We start from the raw sequence: 21,068 nt of genomic DNA on the forward strand, positions 1-21,068 counted from the left end.
TGAAATGATATGACAAAGCAGAATAAAGCATATAAATTCCGTTTGTATCCAACAGAAGACCAAGCACATCTTATGCGTAAAACCTTCGGTTGTGTGCGTTTCGTGTATAACAGAATGTTAGCTGAACGGAAAGAAGCGTATGAAAAACACAAAGAGGATAAAGAACAACTAAAAAAACAAAAGCTTCCCACTCCTGCGAAATACAAAGCAGAATTTGAGTGGTTAAAAGAAGTGGATTCATTAGCTTTGGCAAATGCTCAACTAAACTTGCAAACTGCCTATAAAAATTTCTTTCGTGGTCAAAATGACTTCCCAACATTCAAAAGCAAAAAAGACAGAAAGTCTTATACAACGAATGTAGTGAACGGAAATATTATGTTGCTTAACGGTCATATCAAATTGCCAAAACTGAAAATGGTACGTATCAAACAGCATAGAGAAATACCACAAGACCATATCATTAAATCTTGTACAATCTCCATGACACCTACTGGTAAATACTATGTGTCCATTTTGACTGAATACGAAAAAGAGATCATACAAAAAGAAGTAGAAACAGTTGTTGGATTAGACTTTGCAATGGATCAATTATACGTCAGTTCTGAGGATGAGAGAGCCAATTATCCTAAGTTCTATCGTGAAATGTTAGACCGATTAGCAAAGGCTCAACGAGTATTATCAAGACGTACAAAAGGTTCAGGACGTTGGAATAAACAACGTATCCGTGTAGCTAAGCTGCATGAAAAAGTAGCAAACCAACGTAAGAACTTTCTTCATCATAAGTCTAAAGAGTTAGCTACTCATTTTGATGTTGTAGCTATTGAAGATCTAAATATGAAGGGAATGTCGCAAGCACTTCATTTTGGAAAAAGCGTCGCTGATAATGCTTGGGGTATGTTCACCACTTTCTTAGCTTATAAACTAAATGAACAAGGCAAACAGCTTGTGAAAATAGACAAATGGTTTCCTTCCACAAAAACATGTAGCAGTTGTGGTAATGTGAAAAATATGTCATTGTCTGAGCGAGTCTATTCTTGTATATGTGGTGTAAATCTCGATAGAGATTATAACGCAGCTATCAATATCAAAAATGAAGCAATACGCCTATTAGCGTTAGCATAGATAGTAATAAAATAACCCTTGGAACAAGGGAGTTAGCTCGGTTGTCCTAGGACGAATTCGTTAGCTATTAAAAGTAACGACTAACCGAGAAGCCCCCACTTCAAACAGTCCGCTAGGACGTTAAGTGGCGGGTAGTTCACGTATTGAGAGTAAAAGAATAGAAATAGAAAAATTAATGTTTTGCTAAATAATCTATTAAAGAAACTTAAAGGAATAACAAGTTCTCCTATTGTAAGGATTTTAAGTTTATCCTTATTTAGTCCTTTTATTAATTCTTTTAATGTTTGGAAATTTATTTTATTAACGAAAGACCAACTTGGCACAGCTTTTGTATCTGAACCTATTTTGAAAATGATATGAATACTATGTGCACGAAAACCGCTTATTATTAAAATAAGCATAAACCCTAAAATAATGAACCAAGTCATTTTTCAACATCTCCTTTCAGTATTTAATATTAAGATATTAAAACTGTTGAGAAAGTGTGCTGTTGTCCATGAAAAATATTGAGAATTTGTTGAGGAAATATTGAGAATGTTGAAATGCGATTGATTGTAGGGGAGTTAGAGTTAATAATGCTTGTCAGATTATATGCGTGAAAAAAGGAAATAGGAAAGAGAACAGTTGCGTAGACTGTTCTCTTAAGGAGCGGAAGTGCTGAACATTTTCAATGACAATGATTCAACCATTCCGTTAATAGTATGTGCAAATATTTATAATTCATATAAGAAAGACGGCTATTAAAAATAGCCGCCTTGCCTCAGGGAGAATTCAAGAAAATCAGAGATTCATCATGGATACAGATTGGTTGTTACCAATCTATTCTTAGTATTGGAAATAATTCCATAAATTATTCGTAGGTTAAAATCTCAATTCATTGTAGGATGAGTGACATGCAAAGTAAAAAGAGCACTTTTTAAAAGTGCTCTTTTTAAGGTGTGTATTAGGACTTGAAAGAGGCATCAATGACAATTTAGAAGGAGATATTTCTATACAACATATGGAGGTACAATGGAAGGGTGACGATAAAAAATAAAAAGAGCAGTTAGAATGAACTAACTGCTCAGCTCTAGGGGAAATGAATAGTTTCAATTATCGAGACAATAAAAGGATAAGCAAAAAGGATTGAATTTGAAGAAAGTGTGTTGTTTTAATTGTATTAGGAGTTTTAATCATCGTATAACTATTTCCCCTATATGAATGGATAAATTGGAAAGAAGTCTTTGTATATCCTATAGGCTTAATTCTATGTATGATATTTGGACATTTTGGGTTACTAGAGTTTTATATATGAGTAGGGTTAGTATGTATTGTATGAGGTATCCTTATGGCAGTAGGAATTAGTGTCATATAGAAACAATAAGAGCACAGAGCACTTAAATAGAATGCTTTTTATTTTACATAGAAAAAGGAACCCAGAAGGGTTCCTTTTCTTATTCCGATCTATCTTAAGCGCATATAAGACAATGTTATTTTACATCTTAATATTAGGAATTACAATAAAGAAGTAAAGATTACCGTGAGGTGGTGTAAATAGGAGAAAGAACCATAAGTATTCCTGCATGCTCTGGTTGTAATGAGCCTTGCATGTGGATATTAAATGTCTATTAAGTAAATTGGTCAAATTTTTTCTACAAGTGTTTCATAAAGGTAGATTAATTCGTAAATATGAAGTATTACGCTATAAGATAGAAATACTTACAAATTTTAAAAGAATTCCATTTGTGTACCAAGAAGCAAAATATATTTATGATAAAATATAGAAAAAGATGATTAAGAGGGGACAATTAAAGTGAAACCAACAATTTATGATGTTGCGGAAAAAGCAGGTGTATCAATAGCAACTGTATCCAAGGTAATTAATCAAACTGGGCGTATTAGTGAAAAAACAATAAACAAAGTAAATCAGGTAATGGATGAATTAGATTACCAGCCAAGTAGTGTAGCAGTAGCGTTAACAGGTAAAAAAACATATACAATTGGGGTACTTGTCCCAGATATCTCAAACCCTTTTTTTGCTGAAGTAGCAAGAGCTTTTGAAAATAGTGCACGAGAATCAGGGTATACACTCATTTTATGTAGTACAGACCATCAAACAAAACGTGAACATGAATACATTGATTTATTATTTAAAAAGCAAGTAGATGGCATAATTATTGCAACGGAGCTAAATGATTATAAACTTGTAAAAAAAATCGTGAATCGAGATTTACCACTTGTATTATTTACCGTAGATCATCCTTCCATCACGACTCATGTTGTGACAACTGATGATATGAGGGGAGGCTATCTAGCTGGAAGTTATCTAACGCAGAAAGGCCATACATCTTTAACGATTATGATGGAGAAGGATAGAAAAAGTAGCTTAGGGAGATTGAATGGTTTCAAACAAGCTCTTACGGATTCAGCTATTTCGTTAGATGATGATGCTATTATTAGTTGCTATTCGACAGTGGAAGATAGTAAACGTGCAAGTAAGGAATTACTTAATTTACCTAACAGGCCTACAGCGGTTTTTGCTTGTACAGATTTAATTGCGATATGTCTTATGAATGAAGCAAGAAAACTAGGGCTTTCAATTCCGGAAGATTTATCAATTATCGGATTTGATAATACAATTTATGCTGAGATTGCAGATCCTGGGTTAACGACGATTGAACAGCCAATTACACAAATGGCAGCCTGTACATTTGAACAACTCTTAAAAACGATGGAAATGAAGGAGCATGCTAAGCAAAAAATTACTATTATTCCTCAGTTAGTAGAGAGATCCTCAGTAAACGATATTACATGATAGCTTTTTTAATAGCCTATTTGAATGTAACGAAAAGAAGGTCATCATAAACATGTGCAGTTATGATGACCTTCTTTTTAATTAGAGTTTATACTGAGAATTGCTCGCCGCTTTTCGTATTTAAATCTTGTTTCATCTCATTTTCCTTTGGAATAGTAAGGAAATGAGTTAGAAATGCACCAAAGAAGTATAAGCCAGCAAAGATCCACATCACGCCGCCTACACCTAATGGGCCGATGAATGCAGTTACAACTAATGGCCCAACGAATGCTGATAATCCTGAACCTAAATTTAAGACAGACATTGCAGCCCCTTTATTTTCAGGAGATAAAGATGGAACTAAAGCTGTAAGAGGTACATAACCGGCGAGTGTTGCTCCATAGCAACATGCAACAAATAATATAGCCCAATAATTATGTCCTACCATTTGTGGTACATAATAGAGTGCAAGAGTTACAATTCCACAACCGACTCCTCCGAACCATTTAATCGTATTTACCCAACCAAACTTGTCTCCAACAATACCAAAAATAATATTAAACACCATATTTACAAAGAATAGAGTACCCCAAATTTGAAGCCATTCCGTCATCGAAAAATTATATTTCATCATATAAGTAGGCAGGAAAACAACAAATCCAAACTGAGCGGCCGAGTTTATAATTTTTACAATGCCACCAATCCCAACTTTAGGGTTTTCAAATGCGATGGTAATGCCTTTTAGTAATTCACTTGATTTGTTAGCGCTTACGGTTTGTGCTTTAAACTTGTCCTTATTTACAACAATAGAGAATAATCCCCCGACGACAACGAAAATTAAGGCGCTCCATAAAGTAGCGATTTCTCCGATTTTAGGAACCATATAACTAGAATAAAAGGCCCCGATAACACTAAGCCCAAGCTGGAATACGAACCAGAACCAGCCAACTGCTCTTGAAAGCATTTGCTGCGGAGTACTGTATGATACCCAGACTAAGAAAGAATAAGCAAATAAGGGATAACCAAATCCTCGTAGGGCATAGCAAATTATAATTACTGGATAATTCATATGTTGAATACCTATACCTATGAACCCAATAGAACCTAGAATGAATGATACTAAACCAAAAGTCATGACTTTCCTTGGTCCCCACATTTGTACAAATACCCCCGAAAACCAAGAAGAAGCAGATACAGTTATTCCGTAAATAGTAAACAAAAATGCAGCATGTTCTAGCGTTAGGCCTTTCTCAACGAGATAAGGGGATAACCATCCTTGTTCTAAACCATCCCCAATCATAAAAACAATAATTCCTATGTATCCCCAAGTTAAATTAGAAGGGATACCAATCCTGTCCATAAATGTTTTGCTTGAACTAATAGCGTTCATTCTCCCACCACCGATAAGTTATTTTTGGTTAAGCGCTTAATTATTTTTGATAAAAAAAGTATACGCTTACATTATGAGACCGTCAATGAAATTTTTTGATAATTTACAACTTTCTTTTATAGGGGCATTCTATTTACTTATCGGACAATAAAATAATAGTGAGTATGAAAAGAAGGGAATACCTTATAGATGGGAGTTTAGCCTTTAAAAAGCTTCGTTTTCTTTGTTATATCAGTATTTTAAAAGATTATTTTTGTAGCTGTTTAGATTATTTGTTTCTAATTATTAATTTGTATATGGATGTAGTACGTTTAATTACGAAATGTGAAATTCGGATGAAAAGAAGAGTATTCAAAAAAATAAAAATGTTTTCAATTTAGAATCAAGTGTGTATAATGAAGAAAAATAGGGAAAGCGCTTAACTGATTTGGTACGCTAAACCCTATAGACTTTCATTTCGTTTCTTAAATTTTAATATAGAGGGAGAAATCATATGAACGTTTTAACAATTGGGATTATTGGTGCTGGACGAATTGGGAAACTACATGTTGATAATTTGCAGCTTATGCCACAAGTGAAAATTAAAGCGGTTTCAGATGTAGTAATTAGTCATCTAGAAAAGTGGGCTCAAGATAAAGGGATTTCCACTCTGACTACAAACTATCAGGATTTATTAACTGATCCAGAAATTGATGCTGTATTTATTTGTTCACCAACAAATACACATGCGCAAATTATTAAAGAAGCGGCGCTTGCGAAAAAACACATTTTCTGTGAAAAGCCTGTTAGTTTCTCAGTAGAAGAAACATTAGATGCATTAGAAGTGGTAAAAGAACAAGGAGTATCTCTTCAAGTAGGTTTTAACCGTCGTTTCGATCCTAACTTCAGAAAAGTCTATGACCTTATTCAACAAGGGGAAGTGGGACATCCACATATTTTAAAAATTACGTCTAGAGATCCACAACCACCAAGTATAGAGTATGTCCGTTCTTCAGGTGGATTGTTTATGGATATGATGATTCATGATTTTGATATGGCTCGTTATGTGATGAATAGTGAAGTCGTTGAAGTATTTGCATATGGAACAACATTAATTGATCCATCCATTCAGGAAGTAAATGATGTTGATACTGCAATTGTCACATTAAAATTTGCAAATGGAGCTTTAGGGGTAATTGATAATAGCCGCCAAGCTGTTTATGGATATGATCAGCGTGTTGAAGTGTTTGGTGAAAAAGGGGCGGTCGCTGCGGATAATTGTTGCCCGACAACAGTACAAGTTTCAAAAACAGGAGGTGTTATAAAAGACAAGCCGCTTTATTTCTTCTTAGAGCGCTATACGCAGGCTTACATTGAGGAAGTAACACAATTTACAAAGTCAATTATAGAAGGACAAGCCGTTATTTGCAGTGGTAATGATGGATTACAAGCAGAGCGAATCGCGAAGGCTGCGAAGGAATCCTTACTAACAGGAAAACCTGTACAAATTGAACATAAACAGCCTGCATTAAATCAATAAAGAGAGCGCTTACTTATAGATGGATAAAGAGTAATGAATAGTAAGTTTATAAAAATATGAACCATATCATTCACTCATTCATAAAGCATGGGAGGTAGAAATAATGAATCCACTTATTTTTAAAGAAGATTGTCCATTAGACCTAATTGCAGTTGGACGTTTATGCGTTGATTTAAATGCTAATGAAACACAACGTCCTATGGAAGAAACAAGAACGTTTACTAAGTATGTGGGGGGATCTCCTGCGAATATCGCAATTGGTGCGGCGCGTCTTGGCTTACAAACAGGATTTATCGGTAAAGTGTCCGATGATCAAATGGGCCGCTTTATTACAGGGTACCTAAAGGATAACAATATTAATACAGATCAGATATGTATTGATCGTACTGGTGCAGTGACAGGTTTAGCTTTCACAGAAATTAAAAGCCCTGAAGATTGCAGTATTTTAATGTATCGCGACAATGTCGCAGATTTAAATCTTGATCCAACAGAAGTTTCTGAGGACTATATTAAACAATCAAAAGCTCTCTTAATTTCAGGAACAGCTTTAGCGAAAAGTCCTTCTCGCGAGGCGGTATTTTTAGCGCTAGAATATGCGCGTAAACATGATGTAGTCGTATTTTTTGATGTTGATTACCGCCCGTATACATGGCAATCAGAGGCTGAAACGGCTGTGTATTACAATCTAGCGGCTGAAAAATCTGATGTCATTATTGGGACGCGTGAAGAGTTCGATATGATGGAAAAACTATTAAACTACGAACAATCTAATGACCAAGTTACAGCTGAAAGATGGTTTTCTCATCATGCGAAAATCGTCGTAATTAAGCACGGCGGGGATGGTTCAATCGCTTATACGAGAGACGGCCAATCACACCCAGGCGGTATCTTTAAAACAAAGGTATTAAAGACGTTTGGTGCTGGCGACTCGTATGCATCTGCGTTTATTTATGGCCTAATGCAAGGGCTTGAAATTCCTCAGGCGATGCGATTAGGTGGTGCTTCTGCTTCAATTGTTATTTCAAAACATAGCTGTTCTGATGCAATGCCAACAAGGGCAGAGATTTCTACATTCATGGAAACGGCTGAGGAAATTGTATAGAAACATCATAAACCATTAATTAAGCAAGGGCGTATCTTATATACGCTTCTACATTACATAAAAGGGAGAGAATGAATATGACAGTACAAACAGCACAAATTGTAAAAAACTACATTGGCGGCGAATGGGTAGAATCTGTTTCAACTAAGATGGAAGCTGTATACAATCCAGCAACAGGGGAAGTAATCGCCCAGGTACCACTTTCAACAAAAGCAGATGTTGAACAAGCTGTATTAGCAGCAAATGAAGCGTTCAAGTCTTGGTCTAAAACTGCTGTACCAAAACGCGCTCGTATTCTATTTAAATATCAACAATTACTAGTAGATAACTGGGAAGAGTTAGCGAAACTGATTACGATTGAAAACGGAAAAAGCTATAACGAGGCCTACGGTGAAGTTCTTCGTGGTATTGAGTGTGTGGAATTTGCTGCAGGTGCTCCTACATTAATGATGGGAAAACAGCTTCCTGATATTGCGACAGGTATTGAGTCTGGTATGTATCGTTACCCAATTGGTGTTATAGGCGGGATTACACCTTTTAACTTCCCAATGATGGTTCCATGCTGGATGTTCCCACTTGCGATTGCTTGCGGTAATACATTTGTGTTAAAACCTTCAGAGCGCACGCCACTTCTAGCAGCAAAATTAGCAGAATTAGCTGAAGAAGCTGGTTTACCTAAAGGTGTATTAAATATCGTAAATGGTGCACACGATGTAGTAAATGGTCTTCTGGAACATAAATTAGTGAAGGCAATTTCATTTGTAGGTTCTCAGCCTGTCGCAGAATATGTATACAAAAAAGGAACAGAAAACTTAAAACGAGTTCAAGCGCTAGCGGGCGCAAAAAACCATTCCATTGTATTAAATGATGCGAATCTTGAGCTAGCAACAAAGCAAATTATTAGTGCTGCATTCGGTTCAGCTGGCGAGCGTTGTATGGCTGCTTCTGTTGTTACAGTAGAAGAAGAAATTGCAGATCAATTAATTGGAAGACTCTTAGAAGAAGCAAATAAAATTGTAATCGGCAATGGTCTTGATGAAGATGTATTTTTAGGACCAGTTATTCGTGATAACCATAAAGAGCGTACAATTGGTTACATCGATTCAGGTGTAGAGCAGGGCGCTACATTAGTTCGTGATGGACGCGAAGATACAGCTGTAAAAGGAGCTGGTTACTTCGTTGGCCCAACAATTTTTGACCATGTTACAAAAGAAATGAAAATCTGGCAAGATGAGATTTTTGCTCCTGTTTTATCCATTGTTCGTGTGAAATCATTAGATGAAGCGATTGAAATTGCGAATGAATCTCGCTTTGCAAATGGTGCATGCATTTATACAGATAGCGGAGCAAGTGTACGTCAATTCCGTGAAACAATTGAATCAGGTATGTTAGGTGTGAATGTTGGGGTTCCAGCACCGATGGCATTCTTCCCGTTCTCTGGCTGGAAAGACTCTTTCTATGGTGATCTTCATGCGAATGGTACTGACGGCGTTGAGTTTTATACGAGAAAGAAAATGCTTACATCTCGTTGGGAAAAGTAATCATGAAGAGAGAAGTAGAATCTCTCTAGGTGCTTGGAAGCGAAAGTAACGAAGGTAGTAAAACATAAGAAGGAAGTATTAGGAGTCTATCAAATTCCTGATACTCCTTTTTCATATGCAGAATGACTGATAGAGATGGAAAGGAGTAAACAATATGCAAACTGTTAGAATGACGACGGCGCAAGCTTTGGTGAGATTTTTGAATCAGCAATACGTAGAGTTTGATGGAAAGCAACAAAAGTTTATTAAGGGAATCTTTACGATTTTTGGTCATGGAAATGTAGTTGGCCTAGGTCAAGCTTTAGAAGAAGACGCAGGAGAATTAGAAGTATATCAAGGGAGAAATGAACAAGGAATGGCAAATGCTGCGATGGCTTTTGCAAAACAAAAACATAGAAAACAAATTATGGCATGTACTTCTTCTGTTGGTCCTGGATCAGCAAATATGATTACCTCTGCTGCAACAGCTTCTGCAAATAATATTCCCGTTTTACTACTTCCAGGTGATGTATTTGCAACGAGACAACCTGATCCTGTTCTTCAACAAATTGAACAAACACATGACTTATCTATTTCTACGAACGATGCTTTTCGTGCGGTAAGTAAGTACTGGGACCGGATAAATCGTCCTGAACAATTGATGACAGCTATGATTCAAGCCATGCGTGTTTTAACGAATCCGGCAGATACAGGAGCTGTAACAATTTGCTTACCACAAGATGTCCAAGGGGAAGCATGGGATTTTCCGACTTACTTCTTCCAAAAGCGCGTTCACCGTATTGAGCGTCGCCTACCTACCAAAGCCAGCTTAGCGGATGCGGTTGAAATGATTAAGAGAAAGAAAAAGCCAGTTATGATTTGCGGTGGTGGTATAAGATACGCAGAAGCGGCAGAAGAACTCAAACAGTTTGCTGAAACATTCCGCATTCCATTTGGAGAAACGCAAGCTGGGAAAAGCGCGATAGAAAGCAATCATCCATATAATCTTGGCGGCATTGGGGTAACTGGGAATTTAGCAGCTAATACAATTGCAAAGGAAGCCGATCTTGTTATTGGAATCGGGACAAGATTTACTGATTTTACAACGGCATCTAAACAATTGTTCCAGAATAAAGAGGTTGAGTTTTTAAACATCAACATTTCGGAATTTCATGCGAACAAACTTGATGCATTGAAGGTTATAGCAGATGCAAAAGAAGCACTTCTTGCTTTAATAGATGAACTGCAAGTAATTGAGTATCAATCTAGTTACACAGTAGAAATTGCTGATGCAAAAGAGGCTTGGGAAACAGAATTAGCACGTTTGCATAACATTCGCTTTACAAATCAAGATTTTAAACCAGAAATTGAAGGTCATTTCGATGAGAATTTAAATGAATATGTGGACACACTTGGTACACAATTAACACAGACTGCAGTCATTGGACAAATCAATACATTACTTGATGAAGATGCAATTATTGTTGGTGCGGCAGGAAGTCTTCCAGGTGATTTACAAAGAATGTGGGCAGCAAGAAAACCTAATACATATCATATGGAGTATGGATACTCTTGCATGGGCTATGAAGTTGCAGGTGCACTTGGTGCAAAGCTAGCTGAACCATTGAAGGAAGTATATGCAATGGTAGGGGATGGCAGTTACCAAATGCTTCATTCTGAGCTTGTCACAAGTCTTCAAGAAAACAAAAAAATTAACGTCTTATTGTTTGATAACTCCGGATTTGGTTGTATTAATAACTTACAAATGGGCAATGGAATGGGGAGCTTTGGAACAGAGTTTCGCTACCGAAACCAGCAAACTCGTAAATTAGACGGGGCAATTATGAAAATTGATTTTGCAGCTAGCGCAGCTGGATATGGTGTGAAAACATATCATGTTACATCAATAGAACAATTACAAGAAGCACTTATAGATGCGAAAAAACAAACAGTTTCTACATTAATTGATATTAAAGTATTACCAAAAACAATGACAAATGGATACGAGTCATGGTGGCATGTGGGTGTTGCAGAAGTATCTAAAAGTCAAAGTGTACAAGCTGCGTACGAGAGTAAAGTAAGTAACTTGCAACAGGCAAGGTCTTATTAGATTAGGACACAAAGAGAGCTTTTTATCTACATGCATATTGATTAGGAAGCTCTCTATTTAATGACCAGTTAAGAGAATTTGGCAAAATTCTATCACATTTTGTAAAGAGGAGAGACAAGGGGATGTTCAAAGAAAATACAATTAAGCTTGGAATTGCACCAATTGCTTGGACAAATGATGATATGCCGGAGCTAGGGGCAGAAAATACATTTGAACAATGTATTAGTGAGATGGCACTAGCTGGATTTAATGGAAGTGAAGTGGGGAATAAATATCCAAGAAATACTGTTGTATTAAAAAAATCTTTGGAATTACGAAACCTGGAGATTGCTAGTGCATGGTTTAGTACATTCTTGACAACGAAGCCGCTTGAAGAGACGGTACAAGAATTTATTAAGCATAGGGATTTTTTGCATGACATGGGTGCAAAGGTCATCGTTGTTTCAGAGCAAGGGCATAGTATTCAAGGTTTAATGGACGTACCGTTATTTCAAAATAAGCCCGTTTTTACAGACGAAGAGTGGGATAAGCTTGTAGATGGGTTACATCACCTCGGTAAATTAGCTCAGGAAAAGGGTCTACATATTGTATACCATCATCATATGGGCACGGGTGTTCAAACAACGGCAGAAATTGAAAAGTTAATGGATATAACGGATCCAAATCTGGTATCTCTGCTTTTTGATACAGGTCATCTTGTTTTTTCAGGAGAAGAGCCGCTTTATATTCTAAAAAAATATTTACCTCGTATTAAACATGTACATTTAAAAGATATTCGTAAGGAAGTAGTAGATGCTGTAAAGGAAAACGAATTAAGCTTCTTACAGGCAGTGAAGAATGGTGCATTTACAGTTCCCGGGGATGGCGTAATTGTATTTGATGAAGTGTTTAATATTCTTGCAAACTCTGATTATAAAGGGTGGTTTGTGGTAGAAGCAGAGCAAGACCCAGCTTTAGCGAACCCTTTTGAATACGCATTAAAAGCCCGAAAATTTATAAAAGAAAAAGCAGGTCTTTAGTTTCAGCATTTTGAGACTATATCTAAGTTAATCATTCGGCAATCGACATGTCCTCTTACAAATGGAGTAAAAAGACGAGACGTTTGTTTTCTATTTATAAATAATATTGAAACAGGTGAATGTGTAATGCCATTAGTGCAAATGAAGGATATTTTAATTAAGGCAAATCAAGAGAATTATGGGGTTGGAGCTTTCAGTATTGCTAATATGGAAATGGTAATGGGAGCTATCAAAGCAGCTGAAGAGTTACATTCGCCGCTTATTCTACAAATTGCGGAAGTTCGTTTGAATCATTCGCCAATTCATATGATTGGTCCTTTGATGGTAGCTGCAGCGAAAAAAGCAACTGTTCCAGTAGCAGTTCACTTTGATCACGGTATGACTTTTGAAACAATTAAAGAGACATTAGAAATTGGTTTTAGTTCGATTATGTTTGATGGCTCTCACTATCCGTTAGAGGAAAATATACAAAAGACAAAAGAAATTGTAGAACTTGCGAAACAGTACGGTGCGACGGTAGAGGCTGAGATTGGCAGAGTTGGTGGTAGTGAGGACGGATCAGAAGATATTGAAATGTTGCTGACAAGCACTACAGAAGCAAAACGATTTGCAGAAGAAACGGGCGTAGATGCGTTAGCTGTTGCAATTGGAAATGCGCATGGTATGTACAGTGGAGATCCTGATTTACGATTAGACCGTCTACAGGAAATTAATGAGGTAGTTCATATCCCGCTCGTATTACATGGTGGATCTGGAATTAGCCCAGATAATTTCAAACAATGTATCCAACATGGTGTTCGAAAAATTAATGTAGCAACAGCCACGTTTCAGAATGTAATTACTAGAGTTAACACTGCGGCCTTAAATACTCCTTATTTAGATTACTTTATGTACCATCAAGATGTAATTGAGCCCGCATACGAAAACGTTAAAAATCATATACGCATATTCGGAAGTGAAAACAAAGCATAACCAGAAAGGACTTCTTCATTAAATAATAGAAGGAACTCATAATTTAGTTAGTTGACAAAAGTAGAGAATGATAGAGTAGCCATAAAAAAAAGGGGAGAACATCATGTTAGGAAAATTAGGTGAATTAAATGAAGGCTATAATGTATTAACAGAAATGAACGGTCAATGCAGTGATATGTTAATGGATATAGGCATATATAAGATGTCTAATGGAAAAGAAGAGTTGCTATTTGATAATAAAAATGAAACGGCAGTACTTTTACTAGAAGGGACAATACGTCTAGAGTGGGAAGGAATGGAACAAGTTATTCAAAGACAGTCTGTTTTTGAAGAAAACCCTTGGTGTTTACATGTGGCTAAAAAAGTGAAGGTTACAATTACTGCTCTTTCAGATAGTGAAGTGCTTGTTCAAAAAACAGATAATGATCAAGAATTTTCGTCCAAGTTGTATACTCCAAATGAGTGTCAAAGTGTTGTAGCTGGAGAAGGAGTATGGGAGGGAACAGCACAACGTGTTATTCGTACGATTTTTGACTTTAACAATGCAGCATATTCTAATATGGTAGTAGGAGAAGTTATTTCATATCCAGGTCGATGGTCTAGTTATCCACCGCATCATCATGAGCAGCCAGAGGTATATTATTATCGCTTTAACAAGCCACAGGGATTTGGATGTGCGATGGTAGGTGAAGATGCTTATCGCGTTGTACATAATAGTTTTATTACAATTCCAGGTGATCTAGATCACCCGCAAGCAACTGCGCCTGGATATGCAATGTATTTTTGTTGGATGATTCGACATCTTGAGAATAACCCATGGAATGATCGTATCATGGAGGAAGAACACAAGTGGTTATTAGAACCAAATGCGAAAATTTGGCCAGAAAAAGAATAGATGAAAATAAAGGTTCTGGACAAAAACGATGTCACTTGCAATTGTTTTTGCTAAGAACCATTAATTTTTTGTCAATGTAGGCAGGCTCTTATGTGAGGTAACGTAAGAGCTTGTTTGCATGTTCTACCTTTTTTTATGTAGAATAGTAATAAGAGATGATATAGACAGGGAGAGGAAATCCATGTCCACTAAATTAGTAAATTTACGGATTGATTTTGCTTTTAAACAGCTTTTTGGAACAAAAGGAAATGAGGAAATTTTAACGGGTTTCCTAAATGCAATTTTAGAGGAATCTTTAGATGCACCTATTACTTCGCTACAATTAGATGATCCACATCTCCATAAATCTTATGAAGATGATAAGTTATCGATTTTAGACCTATTAGCAACACTGGATAATGGGACGCAAGTAAATATCGAAATCCAGCTTCGAAATACACATGATATGGTGAAGCGCTCCTTATATTACTGGAGTAAACTTTATACTTCACAAATGCAAGAAGGGATGCCATATCGTTCACTTCGGAAAACAATTACCATTAACTTACTAGACTTTATTTTATTTTCTCAGGATGATGAATTTCATACCATCGGACAATTATGGAATACAAAATTACAGCAACTCTTAAGTGACGACATTGAAATCCATTTTGTAGAGATACCGAAATTGGTAAAACAATGGCGTGAAGAAAAAGTAAACCCATGGGAAAATACATTTGTTCGTTGGATGTTATTATTACCAGCACATGAAGATGAACATTTAACTCAAACATTGGAGGAGATTGCGATGAATCAAGATCCAATTTTACAAAAGGCAATAAATAAATGGGAAAATATGAGCCATGATTCTTCTTTCCGAACAGCATATGAAGCTCGAGAGAAATTACTTCTAGATGAACAAGCTAAGTTAGCTCATGCAGAACAAGAGGGAATGGAAAAAGGCATTGAGCAAGGTAAGATGCAGATGATCCGAGGAATGCATGAAATTGGTGTACCACTTGAAACTATTGCAAAAGCAAGTAAGTTGAGTGTGGAAGAAATAGAACGTATCTTAAAGCTAAAATAAATATATATGAGTATATAGAACTCATGAGTAGAAAAAATAGACTTTCATTATCATAGCACGTTTAATGGGAAAGCATTGCTGAAGATTTCAGCAATGCTTTTTCTATATCATTTAAGGAAATTATTCTTTTGTTAAAAAGTCAATTTCTTTTTTACGATTTAAAAATATTTTAACTTTGTAATAAAGGAACCTAAATCATAACCTGTTTTTATTATAGCTATAGCTGAAATTACAGTTAATGGATATTTGATATATGGATTGTTGAGGAATTCCATTATGTTTTTCATATTCTAAACCTCCATGGCATTATTTATATCATTAAATTTATTATCTCAAATATAATGATTAACAGTCAATATAATGTAAAGAAAGATACTTAATTAGCGGAGAACTAAACAAAATAATGGATAACAAAACAATCGTACTTTTTATAAAAACTGCATAGTAATTCACAAGGAAAGACTTCATTTTAATCAAACTTTATTTCAAAGCTACACCTACGATATTACTCTTTTTCAATAATGACAAAATAAATATCATTGTACACTTAATGTACGTGAATAATAAACCTGTTAAAAAGTAATAACGTCATTTCAAAAAACTTTAGAAACACATGGTAATAATTGGTGTAATCACTCTTTATCCTGTATGATAAAAATGGAAATATTCCAATGTTTTTATAGTCAATAATTGACTTAATAGAAGTAGAAAAAATTATTGATAGGAACGAAAAGGATGACCAAAATGGGAAGGAAAAGGAACTGGCATGGCATAGACCGTGTTTTTGTTAAAGATTTAAAATATGAAATAGGATCGCCTGAATCTCATGCAATATCCATACATAAAACTAACTTTGAAGATTGGGAGTTAGAGTTAAGTGCCTATGAAGAAGAACTATATTATTTTGAAGAAGCAAAATAAAAACAGGAACCTATAGAATTTGCTATTTATATTCAATATATGAATCGTTTAACAGGAAAAGCGATAGTGAAAAGTATTGAGGTAAATACAATTGTAGTAAAGGGAATTACTGATTTACATGGTTATAGATATGCATCATCACGTTGAAAATATTTTGACCTTTAAACAGAATAAAATAAACAAATTAAGGGGTATGTAAGATGGGGAAATTTGTGAAAGACCAAAAGGTAGTTGCACTGACATTAGAAGGATTAGCACCATGTACAGTTGTAAGAGTGGATTGGATTTTCATCATGGTACAAGTAGAAGAAACGAAGCATTTATATTCTGTTACAAAAGGTAAAATGACGCCTATAGAAGAAGATCAACACTATCTACTAGAAGAGAGTATTGATGAAGAAGGTGTATTCGATATAGGTAGAATGTTTGCTAAAATAGAAGCAGAAGACATGGACCTTGCAAAGAAATCATTTGAAGAAAATGAAGAATTCAAGAAATACGAAGATTTCCATAAACCATCAGAAGGGAAACTGTATAGTGGGGAGTACTATACTACAATCAAAACAGGTAAAGAGTTACTAGAACAATACTTTAATCGAGAAGAGTTAGAGCGTAATGGTACTAATTAAATTAGATGTGTAAACGGTTAAAGGTCAAATCTTATTTATGTTAGGTATATAGACTAAGAAAATTTATATTTGTTTTTTATGATTAAAAATATGCATAAAAAATCCTCCTCTATACAAAGAGGTAAAGCGGTGCAACCTTCTTCTAAACGGTATGACTTTAGGCTATTTACTCACTCTTAACGTGAATATTGGATAGGTCATGCAAGATATATTACTATTTGAAGAACTATAATCTTGCCGTTGGGCATAGTTACGGTTCAAATCACAAAATAATCTAAACTTGATAACGTCAATTGATTCTATTTTACATCTATTATATTAGAGAATAGCAGTTTCATTTTATTATAAAAAACATCGGTACATATAACAGCACTATTTGGTGGATCAATACCAACTACAGTCATATAATTAGAGAGTAAATAACCATCTTCGTAATATGTAATTAGAACTTCCTCTTCAGATAATAAGGAACATAATAGCATGTTCTCAATCATTAATTCGATATAGAAGAGAAGATATAGAAAGTGTTGTGGATTTCTCGCTTCCTCTTGTTGTTGATAAAGAAAAACTATTGTCAAATATAGAGACTGTAATTTGCGGTGAGGACCAATAGACGTAAGGTTTGAGTGTAATTGTCCTACATTACAAAATCCCAAACGCTCATTTGAATAACAAAGAATGGTGTTTGGGATTTTATAATGAAATTCAACAAACAAGTCAGTTTATTTTTTTTTATAATATAAATGGAGAAGTCCAACGAGAATAAAGGAAATGGAGAGGATTAGTAATTTTTGACCCTGTATCTCATTAAAAGCTGTAAAAAATTTACCTAATGACTTATCCCATTCATCTAATGAGTTTGTATAAAATGCAGCTGCTATATAAGTGAAACCGAAAAGAAGAATTCCAGATAGTATAAGAATTGCTCCAGGTATTTTCATTATTATCTCCCCCTTCTTACTTTATTTATACAAAAAAGTGAAAAAGACCTTTAAAATCTAAGGTCTTTTTCACTTTCTATATTATAACTTCCAAACTACGAAGCAGAATCCTACTTGTCTATAGGCTGTTCCTGTTCCTTTGAATAATTTGGTGAAATATACATCGAATGGTTGGATTCTGAAATCGTCATAAGCAACTATTTGATAATTTTGGCCAGCAGTATCTACTTCTCGTTTTGCTGTTCTGTTAAATTCTGCCCCAACGTTATATCCGACGCCAGCTGAAACGACTTTAGCCGAAACGCCGACATTCGATGAATAAGAATTTGAGACTTTAACTGATTGTTCTAATATTAATTTTCCGCTCGCTGGATCACCAGTTCCTGAAGTTCTTGCACGTACTACTACACCACAACCATCTCTTTCCATTCCATTTTTAACTACGAGCCAATCCCAATCAGCTAAAGGAGCTTTAGAAGACTTTTGAACGTCTTCTATTGAAGATACTCGAATAACCTTCTCGATTTGGGCGTTAGGTGTTGGTTTTTCCCATCCTGTTTCTTGTAATAATTTCTCTTGATTAATTGGGGCGAACTCTTGTTTTTTTTCAGATTGATCAAAGGATAGGTTTTCTTCTGTAAGTTTAAGATTATGTTGATCGTAACATGCTGCTGTAGTTTTAATCGGTTTTGAATTTGGCGATTTTTCAGTAGCTGCAAATGATGTACTTGAAAACAATAAACTAACTAACAAAATTGATGTCCCCGCGATTTTTTTGAAAGTCATTCCCATTCCCCTTTCTACTCCCTGTTTTGAACTAGTTCAATTTCAATTTTACAATAAAAGGAAGTTCTCTAATATTGATAAAATTGGTAATGATTTGGTAATTACAAAGTGGAAAATGATATTGGATCTGAATGAAGACATATCAGTATTTGATATTACTATAAGAAAAAGTGAATATAGAATGTGCTTCTTTATTAGAATCTTAAAGATTTTTCGCTAATCATATAGTATTCACTTTATAGAAAATATCGCAGGAATTGTGTAACAAATGTTGAGAAAACTCCGTTTTAACATTTAATCATTATGGATTTTCGTTCTTGGTTACAGATTTAGATTTGCTATTAAGAGAATAGATTAAGCTATATATGATGAGTTTTTCGACTTTTTCCGTGGATGTAGATTCGAAAAAAGTTTAATCATTTTGAATAAAAAGTAGCATTATTATAACCAATTAGCTTTTCGAAAGTTTTAATATTTATATATAATTAATATTAAAATAAAAGGATTTAGTGTAAGCTTACTATGTTTATAATAATGTAAATGTTTTAGAAGGTTACGTTTTTTATTTGTTTTTGAAAGTATTTATGTAAAAGGAGCCATGTTCTTGAGAAATTTATTCTATTTTATTTTAACTATTTTTAGCTTAATTCTACTTACATCTTGTGGTGTAACGGCGGAGGAAAAAAGGAGACAGAAGCATCATTAGAAAAACAAGTACAGAAATCTATCGAATCACTCAAATCTGATGAGGTACTTACAAAATATTTATCGAATGTTAAATATGAAAAGGATGTAGATTCTGATGATACCAATCTACACTATAATATTCTAGGTACTTTGAATGATTCTTTTGAAGAATTAAAGGAAGCGGAACAATTCGCCGTTATTTCACATTCAATAGATAAAATACATGAAGTTAATAAGGAGAATAATGGTAATCTAAGCTGTGGTAGGCTTTTTCTTTGTGATATCTGGTATGTTGAATTCTCTACAAGCAAAGAAAAATATAGGATGTTCTATGAGGATCCGAACATCAATAATATGAATGGAGAGGAATGAACCCTAGTGGTTGGAGATAGATTTGAATTCAATTCCAAGGGGCTTTTGGTTATCGATAGAAAAGATAATAGTATTAACTCTAGTACAACAAAAGCAAATTCTTCTACAGAAGATGGTAATGATTGGTTGAAAATGGGTGATTCTCAAAAATATAGTACTGTTACTACTATTCTTACTTCACTAAAAAGTAATGGATATACAGTTTTTGAGAACACCGATTGGTTTGTTGATGCTTTAAATGCTTTTTACGGAGTGGATGCAACAAATGGAACAAAGATAACTGAAGCAATTACGCTAGCGGGATTTGCCGGCAAGGTTATCACCAAACCATAATTATATTAGAGATAAAAGTATGGAAAGTTTAAAAGACACATACTTTGACAAGAGGTGTGTCTTATTTTTTGTATATGAAAAGTGATTTTAAATTAAGATATTATTATCATGTAGGTGTTGGCAGATTTCAATAACCTTTTCTCTTGATAAACCTAATTCTTTAAATATACTTTCGTCACATATCTCAAGCTTTTCTAACCACTCAGGTGTTACACCAGTTTGTGGTACCCACATTCCGAGAAATTTAAATGACATCAATTTCACCCTTTTTATTTACTTTTTTTTCCTGCATCAAATACTTCATCTAATATTTCATCTACTTTTTCATTATTATTTAATAGTGAAATCACGCATATCACTGTCCTTTCGCTTATAACATGTAGTATTACGATTTCCGCAAAAGGAGGTTTTTATTCAATTATGGATGAGAAGGAGATTAGATTTACGGTTTCAGAGGAAATATATGATCAGTTGGTAGAGATGGTAGGATATCAGAATTTCAGGAAAAAATTAAATACTGAAGAAAAAGTGGATCTTGAAATATTGGTCAGAGGAATTATTTTAACTTTTTTAAAGAAGATTGAAAAAGCCACAGAAACTGAAGAAATTAATGTAAACTATTTGAAATTATTAGCTTGTGATACAGGGAATCCATTACGTAATAAGTTGAGACAATATCTTAAGAAAATTGGTATGAAGCAAACAGAATTAGCTGCTATAACCAATATAAAAAAAGGGAATCTAAGCTTAATTGTAAATAATCATGTTCAGCCTTCGCTAGAAGCATTCTTTAAAATTTGGGCAGCACTACAATATCCACCTATTGAGGAATTATTCTATCGAGATAAGGATTAGAGTAGTTTTTATTTTGTCCTTAAGTTTTAAATTTAAAACTTTTTGATTTAATTTTA

At 34.7% G+C, this 21,068-nt stretch carries 20 protein-coding genes and 1 pseudogene; 14 read left to right on the top strand and 7 right to left on the bottom strand.

The genetic code is table 11. The features are described from left to right. Positions 1-9 precede the first annotated feature (9 nt). Positions 10-1,122 carry an RNA-guided endonuclease TnpB family protein gene (locus tag ACO6VI_RS23995; RefSeq protein ID WP_422424253.1) on the top strand — a complete coding sequence of 371 codons (1,113 nt, stop codon included), beginning with the start codon at positions 10-12 and terminating at the stop codon, positions 1,120-1,122. Between the two features lie 80 nt (positions 1,123-1,202). Here ACO6VI_RS23995 and ACO6VI_RS24000 read toward each other — a convergent pair whose 3' ends face one another. Continuing rightward, positions 1,203-1,550, bottom strand: a complete 348-nt coding sequence (locus ACO6VI_RS24000) for a hypothetical protein (RefSeq protein WP_098376048.1) — start codon at positions 1,548-1,550, stop codon at positions 1,203-1,205. A gap of 1,364 nt (positions 1,551-2,914) precedes the next feature. Here ACO6VI_RS24000 and ACO6VI_RS24005 point away from each other — a divergent pair. Next, complete coding sequence (locus ACO6VI_RS24005) at positions 2,915-3,916, top strand: LacI family DNA-binding transcriptional regulator (RefSeq protein ID WP_422424255.1); 1,002 nt, start codon at positions 2,915-2,917, stop codon at positions 3,914-3,916. Positions 3,917-4,004: 88 nt separating this feature from the next. Here ACO6VI_RS24005 and ACO6VI_RS24010 read toward each other — a convergent pair whose 3' ends face one another. Continuing rightward, complete coding sequence (locus ACO6VI_RS24010) at positions 4,005-5,285, bottom strand: MFS transporter (RefSeq protein WP_069604475.1); 1,281 nt, start codon at positions 5,283-5,285, stop codon at positions 4,005-4,007. Between the two features lie 493 nt (positions 5,286-5,778). Between ACO6VI_RS24010 and iolG the strand changes: the two genes are divergently transcribed. From iolG to ACO6VI_RS24050, 8 genes are all read left to right on the top strand, one after another. Then, positions 5,779-6,804 carry an inositol 2-dehydrogenase gene (iolG, locus tag ACO6VI_RS24015; RefSeq protein WP_098818747.1) on the top strand — a complete coding sequence of 342 codons (1,026 nt, stop codon included), beginning with the start codon at positions 5,779-5,781 and terminating at the stop codon, positions 6,802-6,804. A gap of 103 nt (positions 6,805-6,907) precedes the next feature. Then, complete coding sequence (gene iolC, locus ACO6VI_RS24020) at positions 6,908-7,906, top strand: 5-dehydro-2-deoxygluconokinase (RefSeq protein ID WP_098818748.1); 999 nt, start codon at positions 6,908-6,910, stop codon at positions 7,904-7,906. 77 nt (positions 7,907-7,983) lie between these two features. After that, positions 7,984-9,447, top strand: coding sequence for a CoA-acylating methylmalonate-semialdehyde dehydrogenase (locus ACO6VI_RS24025; RefSeq protein ID WP_098818749.1), 1,464 nt, complete (start codon positions 7,984-7,986; stop codon positions 9,445-9,447). A gap of 154 nt (positions 9,448-9,601) precedes the next feature. Further along, positions 9,602-11,536, top strand: coding sequence for a 3D-(3,5/4)-trihydroxycyclohexane-1,2-dione acylhydrolase (decyclizing) (gene iolD, locus ACO6VI_RS24030; protein ID WP_422424259.1), 1,935 nt, complete (start codon positions 9,602-9,604; stop codon positions 11,534-11,536). A 122-nt stretch (positions 11,537-11,658) separates the two neighbouring features. Further along, positions 11,659-12,555 carry a myo-inosose-2 dehydratase gene (iolE, locus tag ACO6VI_RS24035; protein WP_422424261.1) on the top strand — a complete coding sequence of 299 codons (897 nt, stop codon included), beginning with the start codon at positions 11,659-11,661 and terminating at the stop codon, positions 12,553-12,555. Positions 12,556-12,681: 126 nt separating this feature from the next. Beyond that, the gene (locus tag ACO6VI_RS24040; RefSeq protein ID WP_422424262.1) at positions 12,682-13,527 is read left to right on the top strand and encodes a class II fructose-bisphosphate aldolase; all 846 of its coding nucleotides are present in this window, start codon (positions 12,682-12,684) and stop codon (positions 13,525-13,527) included. 103 nt (positions 13,528-13,630) lie between these two features. Beyond that, positions 13,631-14,422 carry a 5-deoxy-glucuronate isomerase gene (locus tag ACO6VI_RS24045; protein ID WP_422424264.1) on the top strand — a complete coding sequence of 264 codons (792 nt, stop codon included), beginning with the start codon at positions 13,631-13,633 and terminating at the stop codon, positions 14,420-14,422. 181 nt (positions 14,423-14,603) lie between these two features. Next, entirely contained in the window at positions 14,604-15,488 is an 885-nt protein-coding gene (locus tag ACO6VI_RS24050) for an Rpn family recombination-promoting nuclease/putative transposase (RefSeq protein ID WP_048565539.1), read from the top strand. A gap of 158 nt (positions 15,489-15,646) precedes the next feature. Here ACO6VI_RS24050 and ACO6VI_RS24055 read toward each other — a convergent pair whose 3' ends face one another. Further along, the gene (locus ACO6VI_RS24055) at positions 15,647-15,775 is read right to left on the bottom strand and encodes a hypothetical protein (RefSeq protein WP_255259139.1); all 129 of its coding nucleotides are present in this window, start codon (positions 15,773-15,775) and stop codon (positions 15,647-15,649) included. A gap of 448 nt (positions 15,776-16,223) precedes the next feature. Here ACO6VI_RS24055 and ACO6VI_RS24060 point away from each other — a divergent pair. Both ACO6VI_RS24060 and ACO6VI_RS24065 read left to right on the top strand, forming a co-directional pair. Next, a pseudogene (locus ACO6VI_RS24060) lies at positions 16,224-16,556 on the top strand (transposase). A 53-nt stretch (positions 16,557-16,609) separates the two neighbouring features. Next, positions 16,610-17,038, top strand: coding sequence for a hypothetical protein (locus tag ACO6VI_RS24065; protein WP_161520624.1), 429 nt, complete (start codon positions 16,610-16,612; stop codon positions 17,036-17,038). Positions 17,039-17,337: 299 nt separating this feature from the next. Here the strand turns inward: ACO6VI_RS24065 and ACO6VI_RS24070 are convergent, their stop codons facing one another. The 3 genes from ACO6VI_RS24070 to ACO6VI_RS24080 form a co-directional block, all read right to left on the bottom strand. Then, positions 17,338-17,616, bottom strand: coding sequence for a YolD-like family protein (locus ACO6VI_RS24070; RefSeq protein ID WP_338326377.1), 279 nt, complete (start codon positions 17,614-17,616; stop codon positions 17,338-17,340). 144 nt (positions 17,617-17,760) lie between these two features. Then, positions 17,761-17,979, bottom strand: a complete 219-nt coding sequence (locus ACO6VI_RS24075; protein ID WP_161520623.1) for a hypothetical protein — start codon at positions 17,977-17,979, stop codon at positions 17,761-17,763. 81 nt (positions 17,980-18,060) lie between these two features. Continuing rightward, entirely contained in the window at positions 18,061-18,765 is a 705-nt protein-coding gene (locus ACO6VI_RS24080; RefSeq protein ID WP_161520622.1) for a hypothetical protein, read from the bottom strand. A 1,065-nt stretch (positions 18,766-19,830) separates the two neighbouring features. Between ACO6VI_RS24080 and ACO6VI_RS24085 the strand changes: the two genes are divergently transcribed. Beyond that, on the top strand, positions 19,831-20,157 hold the full coding sequence (locus ACO6VI_RS24085) for a hypothetical protein (RefSeq protein WP_422424266.1): 327 nt from the start codon (positions 19,831-19,833) through the stop codon (positions 20,155-20,157). A gap of 87 nt (positions 20,158-20,244) precedes the next feature. On the opposite strand, the gene ACO6VI_RS24090 is transcribed toward ACO6VI_RS24085, so the two are convergent. Then, positions 20,245-20,412 (bottom strand): hypothetical protein, encoded by a 168-nt coding sequence (locus ACO6VI_RS24090; protein ID WP_000008614.1) that lies wholly within the window; start codon positions 20,410-20,412, stop codon positions 20,245-20,247. A gap of 165 nt (positions 20,413-20,577) precedes the next feature. Between ACO6VI_RS24090 and ACO6VI_RS24095 the strand changes: the two genes are divergently transcribed. Continuing rightward, positions 20,578-21,012 (top strand): helix-turn-helix transcriptional regulator, encoded by a 435-nt coding sequence (locus tag ACO6VI_RS24095; RefSeq protein ID WP_422424268.1) that lies wholly within the window; start codon positions 20,578-20,580, stop codon positions 21,010-21,012. The last annotated feature ends 56 nt before the right edge of the window (positions 21,013-21,068 follow it).

Origin of the sequence: Bacillus sp. PSXD-155, assembly GCF_049310765.1 — a bacterium.
Classification (GTDB): Bacteria; Bacillota; Bacilli; order Bacillales; family Bacillaceae_G; genus Bacillus_A; species Bacillus_A cereus.